Source organism: Pseudoalteromonas sp. DSM 26666 (assembly GCF_900116475.1).
Taxonomy (GTDB): domain Bacteria; phylum Pseudomonadota; class Gammaproteobacteria; order Enterobacterales; family Alteromonadaceae; genus Pseudoalteromonas; species Pseudoalteromonas tetraodonis.
This window is the reverse complement of record NZ_FPAR01000006.1, coordinates 271,498-288,244: the sequence shown is the minus strand read 5'-3', so window position 1 is coordinate 288,244 and position 16,747 is coordinate 271,498. Positions and strand designations below refer to the sequence as shown.

The 16,747-nt window shown below is 39.3% G+C and carries 11 protein-coding genes and 1 pseudogene; 10 read left to right on the top strand and 2 right to left on the bottom strand.

Annotated features, from left to right (window positions below; genetic code table 11):
- The first annotated feature begins 38 nt into the window (after positions 1 to 38).
- From BM380_RS13185 to galU, 9 genes are all read left to right on the top strand, one after another.
- Complete coding sequence (locus BM380_RS13185; RefSeq protein ID WP_090494753.1) at positions 39 to 923, top strand: hypothetical protein; 885 nt, start codon at positions 39 to 41, stop codon at positions 921 to 923.
- A complete protein-coding gene (locus BM380_RS13180; protein WP_090494751.1) occupies positions 924 to 3,065 on the top strand; it encodes a bi-domain-containing oxidoreductase in 2,142 nt (713 codons plus the stop codon).
- Positions 3,062 to 4,876 carry an alginate lyase family protein gene (locus BM380_RS13175; RefSeq protein ID WP_090494750.1) on the top strand — a complete coding sequence of 605 codons (1,815 nt, stop codon included), beginning with the start codon at positions 3,062 to 3,064 and terminating at the stop codon, positions 4,874 to 4,876. Before BM380_RS13180 ends, BM380_RS13175 begins: the two co-directional genes overlap by 4 nt.
- A gap of 2 nt (positions 4,877 to 4,878) precedes the next feature.
- Entirely contained in the window at positions 4,879 to 6,096 is a 1,218-nt protein-coding gene (locus BM380_RS13170; RefSeq protein WP_090494748.1) for a glycosyltransferase family 4 protein, read from the top strand.
- Positions 6,093 to 6,689 carry a sugar transferase gene (locus tag BM380_RS13165; RefSeq protein WP_090494810.1) on the top strand — a complete coding sequence of 199 codons (597 nt, stop codon included), beginning with the start codon at positions 6,093 to 6,095 and terminating at the stop codon, positions 6,687 to 6,689. The genes BM380_RS13170 and BM380_RS13165 overlap by 4 nt, the downstream gene beginning before the upstream one ends.
- Complete coding sequence (locus BM380_RS13160) at positions 6,682 to 7,320, top strand: acetyltransferase (RefSeq protein WP_090494746.1); 639 nt, start codon at positions 6,682 to 6,684, stop codon at positions 7,318 to 7,320. Before BM380_RS13165 ends, BM380_RS13160 begins: the two co-directional genes overlap by 8 nt.
- Positions 7,321 to 7,365: 45 nt before the next feature.
- Positions 7,366 to 8,541, top strand: a complete 1,176-nt coding sequence (locus BM380_RS13155) for a DegT/DnrJ/EryC1/StrS family aminotransferase (protein ID WP_090494742.1) — start codon at positions 7,366 to 7,368, stop codon at positions 8,539 to 8,541.
- 95 nt (positions 8,542 to 8,636) lie between these two features.
- Positions 8,637 to 10,613, top strand: a complete 1,977-nt coding sequence (locus tag BM380_RS13150; protein ID WP_090494740.1) for a polysaccharide biosynthesis protein — start codon at positions 8,637 to 8,639, stop codon at positions 10,611 to 10,613.
- A gap of 169 nt (positions 10,614 to 10,782) precedes the next feature.
- Entirely contained in the window at positions 10,783 to 11,673 is an 891-nt protein-coding gene (galU, locus tag BM380_RS13145) for a UTP--glucose-1-phosphate uridylyltransferase GalU (protein ID WP_090494739.1), read from the top strand.
- Positions 11,674 to 12,047: 374 nt separating this feature from the next.
- Here the strand turns inward: galU and BM380_RS13140 are convergent, their stop codons facing one another.
- The gene (locus BM380_RS13140) at positions 12,048 to 13,415 is read right to left on the bottom strand and encodes an MFS transporter (protein ID WP_090494737.1); all 1,368 of its coding nucleotides are present in this window, start codon (positions 13,413 to 13,415) and stop codon (positions 12,048 to 12,050) included.
- Positions 13,416 to 13,560: 145 nt separating this feature from the next.
- Positions 13,561 to 14,942, bottom strand: a pseudogene (locus BM380_RS13135) (MBL fold metallo-hydrolase RNA specificity domain-containing protein).
- Between the two features lie 486 nt (positions 14,943 to 15,428).
- Between BM380_RS13135 and BM380_RS13130 the strand changes: the two are divergent.
- The gene (locus BM380_RS13130; protein ID WP_090494808.1) at positions 15,429 to 16,595 is read left to right on the top strand and encodes a nucleotide sugar dehydrogenase; all 1,167 of its coding nucleotides are present in this window, start codon (positions 15,429 to 15,431) and stop codon (positions 16,593 to 16,595) included.
- Positions 16,596 to 16,747: the final 152 nt, after the last annotated feature.

Here is a 16,747-nt window from a genome sequence, read left to right as displayed (position 1 = left end):
ATATTTTTTATAAATTCAATTTAAGTGATCAGGTTATTATGAGTATATGTGTTGCTGGAAGGTTTCCACCACCAATCGGTGGCGTTAGTGTTTATGTTACAAGACGTTATGCTGAATTACTCAAAACTTCAGAACAAGTTACAAAATTAGATTTTTCAGAAAAGAGCTTTTTATTTAATTTGTTTAACTCAAAAGCTCAAAAGTATGAGGTTAACTCTCTTAATTTATATATTGTTTTAGCATTTTTATTTTTAGGGAAGATAAGAAATTGTGTTTTTATCGATCATAATGCTTCAAGACACTATAGTGGCATTAAGAAAAAACTATTATTAGCTATTTTAAAATATTGCCACGGAGTTTACGTTGTTAATCCGAAGTTAGTCTTTTTTTACCCTCCTCAGTTTAATATCGAATTGATATCACCTTTCGTACCACCTGATGAGTCAGAGCATAATTCTATAGTTGAAAATTATCCACAACCTGTAAAAAACTTCATAGAGGATGGTTGTTTTACGGTTAATTCTGCTTGGAAATATATTCCCTATGAAGGGGGAGATTTATATGGTGTAGGGACAAGTTTAAAACTGCTTGATGCTATACCTAACATGAAATTATTATTGGTTATAGGCTTATACGAGCCAGAGGTATTGTCTGATGAGTGTAAAAAATTAATAGATAGGCATACTCAATCAGGTCGCCTTTGTATTTTAACGGGCCAACATCAGCTTTGGCCTGTGTTTAAGAAAAAGCCAATTTGTTTAAGGTTAACTCCAACAGATGGCGATAGCGTTAGTGTGAGAGAAGCATTATATTTTTCTTGCTTGACTATAGCTTCTAATTCAATCGCTCGTCCGAAAGAGTGTGTGAGTTATGAATATGATTCTTTCGAAGATTTAAAAAGAGTATTAAAAGAGCATTTATAAATGAAACAAATATTACAAGATATGGCAAAAGGCGGCTCAACTGTAGTTGAAGCTCCTGCTCCTCAGGCAACAAAAAATAATGTAGTGATAAACACTACAACTACGCTCATATCTGCAGGTACTGAGAGAATGCTCGTTGATTTTGGTAAAGCTAACCTAATAGATAAAGCACGTGCCCAGCCTGATAAGGTTAAGATGGTGCTTGAAAAGGTACAAACGGATGGTTTGATGACTACAGTTGATGCTGTGAGGTCAAAGCTTGCTCAGCCATTACCCTTAGGTTATTGCAATGTAGGTGTAGTTGAAAGCGCAGGAAAAGGTGTTGAGAGTTTTAAAGTTGGAGACCGAGTGGTATCGAATGGCCCACATGCTGATGTGGTGCGTGTTGCTAAAAATCTAGTTGCGAAAATACCTTATAACGTTAGTGATGAAGAAGCTGCATTTACAGTTGTTGCCAGTATAGGCTTACAAGGTATACGGTTAGCTAACCCAACAATGGGTGAGTGTTTTGTTGTTACAGGTGTTGGCCTAATAGGTTTATTAACTGTACAAATGCTACGTGCTCAAGGTTGCCGCGTACTGGCAATCGACTTTGACCAATCAAAGCTTGATTTAGCTAAGCAGTTTGGCGCAGAAATTTGCAACCCCGGTAAAGGTGAAGACCCAGTCGCTGCAGGGATGGTATTTAGTCGCGGGGTTGGCGTAGATGGTGTAATTATTACAGCCTCAACTAAATCAAACGACCCCGTAACTCAAGCAGCTAGAATGAGTCGTAAACGTGGCCGTATTATTTTAGTGGGGGTAATTGGCCTTGAACTAAGTCGTGCTGACTTTTATGAAAAAGAGCTGACATTTCAAGTTTCTTGCTCTTATGGCCCTGGCCGTTATGATCCAAGCTATGAAGAGCAAGGTAATGATTATCCATTAGCATTTGTGCGCTGGACCGAGCAACGTAATTTTGAAGCAATACTTGATATGATGTCGGGTGGCCAAATTGATGTAAAACCACTAATTACGCATCGATTTAAATTTGAGAATTCAAATGATGCTTATGACTTACTAACAACAGATAAAAGTGCTTTAGGTATTTTATTACAGTTTGAATCTGATTCAGCAGGTCGTCATGAAAAAATCATAAATTTAAAAGCAGTACCTGAATATCACCCTGATGATGCCATAGTCGGCTTTATTGGTGCTGGTAACTATGCATCACGTATGTTGATTCCAGCTTTTAAACAAGCGGGAGCACAACTCCATAGTATTTCAACTTCTGGTGGCATTAATGGTGTAATTCATGGTGAAAAAGCTGGCTTTACTGAGGCAACCACTGATACACAGGCTATGATTGAAAACCCGAGTATTAATACTATTGCTATTGTTACTCAGCATAATAGTCATGCATATTTTGTTCAACAAGCGCTTAAAGCAGGTAAAAATGTATTTGTAGAAAAACCGTTAGCAATTAGTCATGGGGAGCTAGCTGGAGTTAAGACAGCTTATGAGGAGGCTATTAAAGCAGAAAAACCACCTAAATTAATGGTTGGTTTTAATCGACGTTTTTCACCTCAAATACAAAAAATGAAAAAACTATTAGCACCTATTAAAGAGCCTAAATCATTTATTATGACAATGAATGCTGGCAGTATTCCTGCCGATCATTGGACGCAAAATAATAACGTAGGAGGTGGACGTATTATTGGTGAGGCCTGTCACTTTATCGATTTAATGCGTTATTTAGCTGATAGTGAAATTGTAAGCGTTCAAGCACGTAGAATGGGCGACACTAACGCAGTTGATGTCACTGAAGATAAAGCGGCAATTATTCTTGGCTTTGCTGATGGATCATTTGGAACTATTCATTATTTAGCAAATGGCGCTGCTAGTTTTCCAAAAGAAAGAATCGAAGTGTTTGCAGCTGGCGGAACATTACAGTTGGATAATTTTATAAAACTAAAAGGTTTTGGCTGGAAAGGGTTTAAGAAGCTTAATTTATGGAAACAAGATAAGGGCCAAGCAGCTTGCTCTGCAGCCTTCATTGATTCTATAAAGAAAGGCATCACAGCACCAATAGCGGCAGATGAGTTATTTGAAGTTGCTAAGATAACCATTGATGTTGCAGAGCAGTTGCGCATACAGAAATGAGCGTAGTTAAAGTAAAGACAGCACTCGGATTAGGTTTACTAAACCTAGCTCGAGTGTTTGTGTATCAGTTAGGTATAAAAACTGGGGTTAATAAAGTAAAAAGTATCACCAGCAAAATTAAGCCTGGAGTTTTTTTTACCCCTTACACCGGTTCAATATCAAAAAAGCAATTTAATACCCAGTGGAGCGATAAACATGCTTACTTTGGAGTTGAAAAAGCTGATTCAGCGATCCCTAATTGGCATAAAAGTTGTTTAACTAGTAAGTTATCGCCTTCTGATAAGCCTTGGTATTTAATAGGTGATTTTAGTCACCAATTAGGTGATATCAAAGGCGTTTGGGAAGCATCACGTTTTGATTGGGTTGTTTGCTTTGCTCAACAAGTAGCGACTGGAGATGAAAGTGCTTTTAGAAAAATAAATTCATGGTTAATTGACTGGATAAAAAGTAATCCTACCTATAACGGGGTTAATTGGAAATGTGGTCAAGAGGCATCAATAAGAGTGATGCATTTAGCGTTAGCTTCATTGTTATTAAAGCAAACCAAAGATACGACCCCCGCACTTTTAAGCTTGATAAAGGCGCATTTAAAAAGAATATCACCGACAGTTATGTATGCGATTGCGCAAGATAATAATCATGGTACTTCTGAAGCCGCAGCGCTTTATATTGGTGGATCATGGCTTGTTCTAAATGGTGACGATGAAGGTATTAAATGGCAGAAACAAGGTCTAAAGTGGCTTGAAAATAGGGCAGATAAGTTAATAGAAGACGATGGCAGTTTTAGCCAGTACTCAGTGAATTACCATCGAGTCATGCTCGATACTTATAGTTTAGTTGAAGTATGGCGCCAAAAGCATAGCTTATCTCCCTTTAGTGCAGGTTTGTATGCAAAGTTAAAAACGGCTACTGATTGGCTTTTTTATTTTACAATTGTTGAAAGTGGTGATTCACCAAACTTAGGAGCTAATGATGGTGCGCGTTTAATTCCTTTGTCAAACTGCGACTATAGAGATTTTAGACCAAGCGTTCAGCTTGCTAGCGCCGTGTTTAAAAAGCAGAAAGCTTATAAAAATAATGGAAGCTATAATCTTCCTTTGTACTGGCTTGAGTTAGTCGTACCAACTTCACTTGTTTCTTCAAAAAAACATAAAGATTTTAGTAATGGCGGTTATGCTTATTTAGCATTTGAGCAAGCTGAACTGTTTTTTAACTACCCTAAATTTAAGTTTAGGCCAAGCCAATGTGACGCTTTACACGTCGACTTTTGGTTAAATGGGCAAAATATATTTCGAGACGGTGGAACATTTAGTTATAATGCTGGGCAGAAATATATTGATTATTATGGTGGAGTAAAGAGCCATAATACAATTGAGTTTGATAATCATGAACAAATGCCTCGGATAAGTCGTTTTTTATTAGGCGATTGGTTAAAAACATCAATAAAGAAAGACTTAGTAGCTTCAACTGATAAACAAGAAATTACTGCTGGTTACAAAGACCGCTTTGGTTGTACGCATTCACGAACTATTGAATTAAAGCCATCTACACTAACGATTCGGGATAGTGTTAGTGGTTTTAAGGAAAAAGCAGTGCTTAGGTTTAGGCTTATACCTGCAGAATGGCAGCTTGTGGGTAATGTTCTAAAAAGTAAGCTTTGCACAATTAGTTTTTCAGCAGACATAGACTTTAAGCGTATTGATTTAACTGTTGGCTTTGAGTCCCGCTATTACTATCAAGAATCTGAAATTCCAGTGCTAGAAATTGAAATCAATGAACCTGGAATCATCATTACGGAAGTAAATTTTTAATTATGAATGTTTTATATTTTCATCAACACTTCTCCACACCGAATGGATCGACAGGTATTCGTTCTTATGAAATGGCACAGCGATTATTAAAACAAGGTAATCAGGTAACTATGGTGTGTGGTAGTTATGGTGGTGGTGAAACGGGTTTAATCTCAGATTTTATAAAAGGTCGTAGGGAAGGTATTGTTGATGGGATTCATATTGTTGAGTTTGATTTAGCTTATTCTAATACTGATGGGTTAGTAAAGCGCGCAGGTACATTTTTAAAGTTTGCAATTAAAAGTATTAGTATTGCGCTAACTTATAAGTACGATGTAGTTTTTGCAACAACTACTCCTTTAACTGCAGGAATACCTGGTATATTTGCACGTTGGCTTAGAGGCAAGCCCTTCGTCTTTGAGGTACGAGATTTATGGCCAGAATTACCAAAAGAGATGGGAGTAATTAAAAATCCATTAGTGTTAACTGCTATGTCTATACTTGAATGGTGTTCTTATCGCTCTGCTCATCGTTGTATAGGTTTATCGCCAGGTATAGTTGAGGGAATAAAAAAGCGTGGTGTAAAAGCCAGTAAAGTTGCAATAGTCCCAAATGGATGTGATTTCACAATTTTTGCAGACGATGTTGCTCCTTGGCGACCTGATGGTGTTGAAGATACTGATTTAATGGCTGTATTTACCGGTACTCACGGTTTAGCTAATGGTTTAGATGCTGCATTGAATGCAGCCAAAGAGCTAAAAATGCGCGGGCGTAATGATATTAAACTCGTTCTTGTAGGTCAAGGCAAGTTAAAAGAGGATTTGCAGGCAAGAGCTAAACGGGCAGACTTGGATAATGTCATATTTCACTCTCCAGTTAATAAAAGTAAACTTGCCGAACTTTTGAAAGGAGCTGATATTGGTTTGCAATTATTAGCGAATATCCCGGCATTTTATTATGGTACATCGCCAAATAAATTTTTTGATTACATTTCAGCTGGCTTACCTGTGCTTAATAATTATCCAGGTTGGTTAGCTGGTATGATTAAAGATAATAATTGTGGTTACGCAATTGAGCCTGATAATGCACTGGCTTTTGCTGATGCTTTAGAAAATGCGGCTGATAATAAGGAGTCTCTACCCGCAATGGGTGAAAGAGCACAAGCTTTAGCTAAGCGCGATTTTAATCGACATAACTTAGCTGATAAATGGGTAACTTGGGTAACTGGGGCTGTAAAATGAAGCGTCTCTTTGATTTTATAGTTGCTCTTTGCGCATTACTTACTTTATTACCAGTAATAATCGTTGTTGCGACACTTATCCGTTTTAAATTAGGTTCGCCTATATTATTCACTCAAAATCGCCCTGGTTTAAATGGCGATATTTTTAAAATGATGAAGTTTAGAACCATGTTAGATGCTAAAGATAAACAGGGAAATTTATTACCTGATGATCAGCGTATGACTAAGTTTGGCTCATTTTTACGCTCAACTAGCTTAGATGAATTACCAGGGCTATTTAATGTATTGAAGGGGGATATGAGTTTGGTAGGGCCAAGGCCTTTGCTTGTACAATACTTGCCTTTATACAACAAAGAACAAGCTCGTAGGCATAATGTGCGCCCAGGCATTACTGGTTGGGCCCAAGTTAATGGTCGAAATGCTATTAGCTGGGAACAAAAATTTGAGCTTGATGTTTGGTATGTGAATAATCAAAGCATGTGGTTAGATTTAAAAATTTTGTTGTTAACAGTAAAAAAGGTATTTATTCGCGATGGCATTAATGCTGATGGACATGTCACAATAGAGCCATTTAAGGGCTCTAATAATGATTAAAAAGCTCGCTATAGTAGGTGCAAGCGGTCATGGTAAGGTTGTTGCTGATATTGCTGAACAACTTGGTTTTACTGTTAGCTTTTACGATGATGCTTATCCTAAAAAAAAGCATATTGAGCATTGGGCAATTAAGGGAACTTGCGCTGACTTAATAGCCCTTAATAATTTAACTGTAACGCCTAGTAATGACGTTTTAGTTGCTATTGGTAATAACGATATTCGCCAACAAAAAATAAAGTTATTACAACAAAATGGCTTTAACTTGGCTACCTTAACTCACCCAACAGCGGTTATAAGTCAATATTCTAAGATAGCGCCGGGCACAGTGATTTTTGCAGGCGCTATTATTAACGCTTTTGCGAACATTGGTGTTGGGTGTATTATAAATACAGCTGCAGTTATTGAACATGATTGCAGTATTGGTGATTTTAGCCATATTTGCCCTAATGTAGTTTTAGCCGGTGGAGTATCTGTTGGTACAAAAAGCTGGGTTGGTATAGGTAGCCAAGTAAAACAATTAATAACGATTGGCGATAATTGTTTAATAGGCGCAGGTAGTACAGTTGTAAAAAATATGCCTAGCAACATAACAGCATTTGGCTCTCCCGCTGTCGTAATAAAAAGTCACTAAAAATACTTTGTATGATTTTTTCTATACAGAATAAATAGGAATACCATGTTAAATACCCCATTTTCTCCTTGGCCTAGCTTCACTCAACAAGAGGCCGATGCCGTAAGCCGTGTTGTTCTTTCAAATAAAGTTAATTACTGGACGGGTACTGAAGGCCGCGAGTTTGAAAAAGAATTTGCTACTTGGGCTGATAGTGAATATGCAGTTGCCCTAGGTAACGGTACATTAGCGCTCGACATAGCCCTAAAAGCGCTCGGTGTAGGCGCTGGCGATGAAGTAATAACCACACCTCGTACTTTTTTAGCGTCGGCATCAAGTATTGTAACTGCTGGAGCAGCGCCTGTATTTGCAGATGTTGACTTAAATAGTCAAGCTATCACGACAGAGTCAATAAAAGCGGTATTAACACCTAAAACTAAAGCGGTTATTGTGGTGCATTTGGCGGGAATGCCTGCGGAAATGGACGACATAATGGCATTGAGTAAAGAGCATGGCTTTTATGTAATTGAAGATTGTGCACAAGCGCATGGTGCCAAATACAAAGGCCGCTCGGTAGGCAGCATAGGCCATATTGGTGCATGGAGCTTTTGCCAAGATAAAATTATGACTACAGGTGGTGAGGGTGGCATGGTTACAACTAACTCAAAAGAGTTGTGGTCTGCTATGTGGAGTTATAAAGATCATGGCAAGAGTTTTGATGCTATTTACAATCGTGAGCATCCACCTGGCTTTAGATGGTTACATGAAAGTTTTGGCACAAACTGGCGCATGACTGAAATGCAAGCTGTTATAGGCAGAATACAGTTAACACGAATGGATGATTGGACAGCAAAACGCCAAGCTTATGGAGCATTATTAGATCAGGCAGCAAAAGGTTTCAGCTGTATTCGCTTAGTTGAAGTACCTGACTATACTAAACATGCTGAATATAAACATTACATGTTTGTTAAACCTCAGCAATTAGCTGATGGTTGGAGCCGCGATCGCATAGTTAATGAAATTGTTGAACGTGGCGTTCCTTGTTTTCAGGGGAGTTGCTCTGAGGTTTATCTTGAAAAAGCGTTTGATAATACAGCATGGCGACCAAGTAAGCGTTTACCTAATGCGGTTGAGCTGGGTGAAACATCAATTATGTTTTTAGTTCACCCCACACTGACCGAAACCGAAATGGCTAAAACGGCACAAGTAATAAAAGAAGTATTTGAGCTTGCATCTAAATAGCAATAACAGTTTCAGGTGTAGTTTTTTGTACTTATGTTATTAAATAAATTTTGTATAGCTCTAGAGCCTAGAGTCTTGTATTAAAGGAACTTGTTTTGGATAGTATTATCCGTTCTATTATTAACGCCTCACGTGCAAAGAAACGAATAATTACGTTATGTATTGATTCGCTTTTTATTATGTTAGCTTTTTGGTTGGCGCTTATTGTAAGGCTCGACAGCTTAGAGCCTCTTAAAAGTATAAATAATTGGTTGTTGCTAGCATTACTTATTCCCACAAGTCTGAGTGCATTTATTAAGTTAGGTTTATACCGCGCTGTACTCAGGTATATGAACTCACAGGCTTTATGGGCAATTATATTAGGCACATTAATAACGACTATAAGCTTAGTGTTGCTGGCTTTTTTTACTGGTGTAAACATACCTAGAACTATGCCGTTTATATTTGCTTGGTTATGCTTGCTTACAGTCGGTGGTTCACGGATTTTAGTGAGGGCCATTATTGGTAAAATAATGACGAATAATAAAGAGTCAGTCATTATATATGGAGCAGGATCGGCAGGCCGGCAGCTAGCTACTGGTTTAAATGCAGGCCCTGAGTATTTTGTAAGTGCTTTTATAGATGATGATACTGCAAAGCATGGCTCTATTGTGCAAGGTATACCTGTCATTGCTTTTAAAGATGTTCAGGAACTAATTGAAAAGCGCAATGCCACTAAAGTGCTTTTAGCTATACCTAGTGTATCTAGAGCAAGGCGAAAAGAAGTATTGGCCCAATTAGAGCCGCTTTCGATTAAGGTGTTGTCTGTACCTGGTATGGCCGATGTTATTGAGGGCAAAGCACAACTTTCTGAATTTAGAGAAGTTGAAATTGAGGATTTATTAGGCCGAGACCCTGTAACTCCTAAAACCGATTTAATGGCGGCTAATATTACCAATAAAGTGGTTATGGTTACAGGTGCAGGTGGTTCTATAGGCTCTGAGTTGTGCAGACAAATTATTAAACAAAATCCTGTAAAAATAATTTTATTTGAACGCAGTGAAATTGCTCTATATTCAATAGAAAAAGAATTGTGTGAATATGTTGCTCATAATCAACTTTCAATAGAATTAATTCCTATTATGGGTTCCGTGCAGCGTATTAACCGACTTGAAACTGTGATGGTGGCTTTTGGTGTTCACACGGTTTATCACGCCGCTGCTTACAAGCATGTACCACTTGTTGAGCACAACGTAGTTGAAGGGGTGCGTAATAATGTATTTGGTACTTATTATGCGGCAAAGGCAGCGGTAAATGCCAAAGTAGAAACCTTTGTACTTATATCGACCGACAAAGCCGTTCGCCCTACCAATGTAATGGGGGCAACCAAGCGAATGGCTGAACTTGTTTTACAGGGGTTAGCTCAAGAACAAGGTGCTAAGCATAATACACGCTTTTGCATGGTGCGCTTTGGTAACGTACTAGGCTCAAGTGGCTCTGTTGTACCTTTATTTAGACGTCAAATAAAAGAGGGTGGCCCAATAACATTAACTCACCCAGACATAACTCGCTTTTTTATGACCATACCTGAAGCCGCACAGCTTGTTATACAAGCAGGTGCTATGGGTAAAGGGGGCGATGTATTTGTTCTCGATATGGGCGATTCAGTTAAAATTAAAGATTTAGCCACTAAAATGGTCAGGCTATCTGGCTTTGAAATTAAAAGTGAATCTAACCCGCATGGCGATATCGAAATACTTTGTACAGGGTTACGCCCAGGTGAAAAACTCTTCGAAGAGCTATTAATAGGGGATAACGTAGGGCAAACAACTCATGAACGAATTATGACTGCTAATGAAGTGATGTTACCGCTTAGTGAGCTTAATGTGTTTATAGACGCGCTAGATACAGCCTGTCATAACTTTGATCATGAAAAGATTCGCCAATTACTTCTCGATGCGCCAACTAGCTTTAATCCGACTGATGGGATTTGTGATTTAGTATGGAATGCTAGACATGAAAATTTCAAAGAGCATAACAGTGGCTGCAATGTAGTTAACTTACCTAAAACTGGTAAAGGCGCTATGCTTTAATAATTTATCAGTTAGTTATATCAAAACACCGAGTTAGCAACTCGGTGTTTTACTTTGTGTAATATTATGCACCTATAATTTATTCTTACCTTTAGCTGATTCAGGCTGTATATATTTAGCTATGCTACTTTTGTAAGCAAATATACTCACTTATATTAAAGGACTATTTGTGAAAGCTGTAATTCCTGTTGCCGGTTTAGGTACCCGTATGTTGCCAATGACTAAGGCAATCCCTAAAGAAATGCTCCCCTTGGTTGATAAACCGCTTATTCAATACATAGTAAATGAATGCGTGGCGGCGGATATTAAAGAAATTGTGCTCGTAACACATAGCTCTAAAAATGCCATTGAAAACCATTTTGATACCAGTTTTGAGTTAGAAGCCACGTTAGAGAAACGCGTAAAACGTACCCTGCTTGAAGAAGTACGCTCTATTTGCCCACCTGATGTAACCATTATGCATGTACGCCAAGGTGAGGCTAAAGGCTTAGGGCACGCTATTTTGTGCGCCAAGCCAATAGTTGGCGATAGTGATTTTGTTGTGGTGTTACCCGATGTAATATTGGATGCTTATACGGCAGATCAAAAGACTGAAAACTTAGCGGCGATGATCGCACGTTTTAAGCAAACCCATGCCAGTCAAATTATGTTAGAGCCTGTTGCTATTGAAGATGTAAGTAAGTACGGCATTGCTGATATTAATGGTGTAGAGCTTGCTGCTGGTGAAAGTGCAGCAATTAAAAAGATGGTTGAAAAACCAGCCGCAGAGGTTGCTCCTTCAAACTTAGCCGTTGTTGGTCGTTATGTTTTAAGTAAAAACATTTGGCCATTACTCGCTAAAACTCATGTAGGCGCAGGCGGTGAAATACAGCTAACAGATGCTATTGATGCATTATTGGCTATTGATACGGTAGAAGCGTTTCATATGAGTGGCCGCTCACACGACTGTGGCGATAAACTCGGTTATTTAAAAGCGATTGTAGAATACAGCATGCGCGATAAAAGCTTAGGCGATGAGTTTACTGAATATATGAAAGAGTTGGTAACGGGCATCGGGTAACGAGCTACGAGCTACGAGCGACGGGGTATGGGCATCGAGCCTAGAGCTTCGAATTAACCAGTTGGGCTAATGGTTTTATGTTCTCATTTACTCCTCATTCACTTCTCTTTGTGAATAAGATCTTAAAATATTTATGCACAAAGAGTTTAAGAGACGCTGCGCTTTTAGAGGAAGTTACGGGCGACGAGCTTCGGGCCTCGAGCCTAAATCCTAATACCGACGCGGGGTGAACCCGCTGCTACAGGTATAAAAAAACACCGCATTTGTATCAAACGCGGTGTTTTTATGTTTTTCTGATGCCTTGAACCTTGAACCTTGAACCTTGAACCTTGAACCTTGAACCTTGAACCTCGCAGCTCGAACCTAGCAGCCTTTTAAGCCCGGCCTCGTAGCGCAGAAATACAGCTTGCCAGCATGACAAACCCTAATGACACTTTAAACGCCAATGAAATGGTGCTCATTAATGCGTGGCTATTTTGCGCTGAGAAGGTGCTGTCACCAAGGTAATAATGCACAATTAAGTTGATTAAGCTCATGCCAAATAAATTACCAATAGTGCGTGATAAGTTCATTGAGGAAGACGCCACACCTAGCTCACTTTTATCCACCGCTCCCATAATGGCATTGTTGTTAGGGGTCGAAAATAAGCCAAACCCAATCCCTAATAATAACAGTGAGCCGCTAATGTAAGCGGTGCTTGAACTAACCGATAACTGGGATAACAGAAAAAATCCAACCAGAACAATTACACAGCCTAGCGTGGCAAGTAAGCGTGGTTGTATTTTATCGGCAAGTTTACCTGCTAGGGGCGCCATGATAGCCATTGAAACCGCTTGTAGTAATACTATTTGTCCTGCATGTGCGGGGCTTAATCCTTTTATATATTGCAGGTACAAACTTAACAAAAAGGCCAGTGAAAAGTTACTTGCATACATGAGAAACGAAGTAGTCAACGATAGGCTGAATACACGACTTTCTAAAAACATTTGTACTCTAATTAAGGGGCGTCGACTGCGACTTTGGTGAACAATAAATAGCATTAAACAAATGATTGAAAGTGCGGTTAATAGCCAGCCAGCTATATTCGGTAAATCACTTAATCCTAATACTAAGCACAGTGCAAAGAGCGAGAAAATAACCATACCCCACCAGTCAAACGGCGATTTTTTATCGTTTTTCCATTCGCCATGTAAAAATAGTTTAATGGCAATAAGTAGCACAAGTACCAAGGGGATTTGCGAGTAAAACACAGCGCGCCATCCCCATATTTCAGTGAGCCAGCCACCAACCGCAGGCGCTGCACTGAGTCCTATGTATACACACGCCGCAGAGATGCCCAGTGCCATTCCGCGTTTATTATCAGGCGTAACAGAGGTGATAATGGCAACGCCTATACCAAAAATCATGGCGCCTGCAGCCCCTTGTATAAAGCGCCAAAAAAGCACCCACTCAATAGAGTTTGCTAACGCACACATTAGCGAGGCCAGTGCATTTAAGCCTAAACCAAATGCATACACGCGTTTGCGACCATAGTTGTCTGCTATTTTACCGCACGGCAGCATAAAGATAACGCTACTGAGTAAATACAAGGTGGGCATCCACGCAATCATTTTTGCGCTTGCGTGTAAATCTTCAGCAAGGTCAGGAATCGCGATATTAACGCCTGCCATGCCAAGCGGCCCAATAATAGAGCCGCTACAAACGATAATAAGTGCAATCGTAGTGGGGGGGAGGTTAAGCAAGAGGTATCCTTTTATTTATTAGCCTTAAAATGATACGTGAATATACTTGCTTGTACAGGATTTAAAGGGCAGCGGGTTGCGGGCGACGAGCGGTGGGCAACGGGGAGCGAGCTACGAGCCTAGAGCTTAACACCGAACCTCGAACCTATCCCTTGCCAATTTCTACCGTCACCTCATCTCCCAATATTTCTCTGCATTTTGCTGCGAGTGTATTTTTAGCGTCATCATCGCCGTGAACAATTTTTATATGGCTGGGCTTTTTGCGCATACCGGTTACAAATTTGATGAGACCTGCCTGATCTGCATGAGCACTATAACCGCTTATAGTGTGTATTTTTGCGTTAATATTCACCCTAGTATTATTTATCAACACATAGCCATTTTGTGGGCCATAGGTTTGTATATCGCGACCCAGCGTGCCGCGCCCTTGGTAACCTACAAAGAGTACATCGCTGGTTTTGTCGGTTAAAAATCGCTCTAAGTAATTAACTATACGCCCGCCGGTGCACATACCGCTTGCTGCTAAAATAATGGCAGGTGTTTGGCGGCTGGCTAAGTAATTTATTAACGCTAAGTGCTCGCTATGGGTGTTTATTGTAGTGAGGTTTTCAAAGTCGAGAGGGTGGCGGCCTTTGGCTACTTTTTGTTTTGCCTCTTCATCCCATAAGTATTTAAACTTTCGGTACTGCTGAGTAAAATTAGCCGCCATAGGCGAGTCGAGTATTACTTGTATTGTGCGCCAAGGTGAGTTTTTAGCAGAAGCATGAATTAGCTGTTCAAGCTCGTATAACAGTTCTTGCGTGCGGCCAATACTAAAGGCAGGCACAAGAACGATGCCGTTGTCGGCAACAGCGCGTTCAATCACGTTTTTTAAGGTTTGCGTACGCTGCTTGCGGCCTTGGTGATTTTTATCACCATAAGTTGACTCTATGACTAAGGTATCGGCTTTATAGGGCGCTTTAGGTGCGGGTAGTAAAGGCGTATGGGGCGCCCCTAAATCGCCTGAAAATACGACCCGATGACTGTTTTTAGCTTTACGAGTTGGTCTATTTATATCTATTTCTACATAAGCGGAGCCTAAAATATGCCCTGCTCGTTGTAGTCGGGCTTTCGCTGTGTGTTCACCTTGCAAGGAAGCTCAAACCAAGCTTTAAAGTCTACAGCTACAACTTGTTGTTTAAGCAGCCTTAAGCAGGTATCTATTATTTTTTGGTCTCGCGTAACGCCCACTTTTAATGCATCTTCAATGACTAAAGGCAATAAGCTTGCTGATGCAACAGAGGTAAATATAGGGCCTTTAAAGCCAGCCATTAACAAATAGGGAATTCGGCCAACATGATCAATATGGCAATGGGTAACTATTAATGCGCGAACAGTGTCTATATTAAATTCAATGCTTAGATCATCTACAGAATCTTCACCTTGGAATAGTCCGCAATCAATTAGAAAAGAGCTTTGGTCGTTTATTATCAGCTGGTGGCATGAGCCTGTCACGCCATTGACTGCTCCATGGTGAAGTATGTGCATTTTATGTCCTTATGTTTTGGCTGCGGGTTACGGCTTGAAGCCCGAGCCTAGCACTTAGAGCCTAACGCCTTTATTTTATAAGTAAATATAGCAGGCAATTAATAGTTTGGAATTTTAGTGGGTTACCATAGCGAAATTGCGAGAGGTAAACTCCCGACTACGGGTAGGGTTAATATAGAGTTTTACTGAAGGCGGGGCTTTATGCCGTACAGGTGTTTGGTTGAGAGTGGAATGTTGAAGAGTACGAGCTAGGAGCGCGATTTAAAGTTTAGTTGTGAAGCAAGGGTGTCTCACTTTCGCTCACTTCTCTCTCAGTTCATGCATAACTTAAATGGGTTATATACTAAGTTGCGAAGAGCGCATGATGATTTAGAGGTGCAAAGTAAGGAACAAAATTATAAACAAAAGAGCTCCTTATTTGCCAATAACTTAGCTTTAACTATACTTTTGTTATTCATAGCATTACTTTTTATTTTAAGGCTACTTATGAAGATAACAGTGGTGGGCACGGGTTATGTTGGTTTATCTAATGCAATGTTGTTAGCACAACATAATGAAGTCATTGCATTGGATATAGACGAACAAAAAATTGCGTTATTAAATAATAAGCAGTCCCCCATTGTTGATGATTACATTAGTGAATATTTACAGCGAAATGATTTAAATTTCACTGCTACAATAAATAAAAATCAAGCGTATACAGATGCTGATTTCATTATTATTGCTACACCTACCGATTACGATACTCATACGAATAACTTTAACACTAGCTCTGTTGAGGCAGTTATAAAAGATGCACTCATGTATAACTCCGATGCGGTGATAGTAGTTAAATCAACGGTGCCTGTGCGCTTTACTCAGCGAATAAAAAAGCAGTTTGGTATTGATAATGTCTTATTTTCACCAGAATTTTTACGTGAAGGTAAGGCTTTGTACGATAATTTATACCCATCACGAATTATTGTCGGAGAGCAAAGTGAACGCGCCACTGCATTTGCAAATTTGTTAAAGCAGGGCGCTATTAAAGAGAATATAGAGGTTCTTTTTACTGACTCAACTGAAGCTGAAGCTATAAAGCTTTTCTCTAATACTTACTTAGCGATGCGTGTTGCTTATTTTAATGAGGTAGACACCTATGCTGAATCACATAATTTAAATAGTAAGCAGATCATAAAGGGGGTGGGACTCGACCCTCGAATTGGCGAACATTACAATAATCCCTCATTTGGTTATGGTGGTTACTGCTTACCAAAAGACACTAAGCAGCTATTGGCTAATTACAAAGATGTGCCAAATAATATGATAAGTGCGATTGTTGATGCCAATACTACCCGCAAAGATTTTATTGCAGACTCAATTGTTAAACGTAATCCAAAAGTTGTGGGTATTTACAGGTTAGTTATGAAAACCAACTCTGATAATTTTAGGGCGTCAGCCATTCAAGGGATTATGAAACGTATTATGGGCTACAACATTGAAATGATTGTTTATGAGCCTGAATTGAAAGATGATGTATTTTTTAATTCACGAGTAATCCGTGATTTAAATGAGTTTAAACAACTTTCAGATATTGTTGTGTCTAATCGAATGGTTGATGAGCTGAGTGACATAACAGATAAAGTATACACACGCGATTTATTTGGTAGTGATTAAAATATCGTTAAAGGCTTAAGTGCTGATTGCGAGCGACGAGTTAGGCACCTAAACCTAAGCCCTAAACCCTAAAACCAAATATTGACGCGGGGTGAACCCGCTGTACAGGCATAAAAAAACCTTGCGATATTAATCGCAAGGTTTTTAAATAT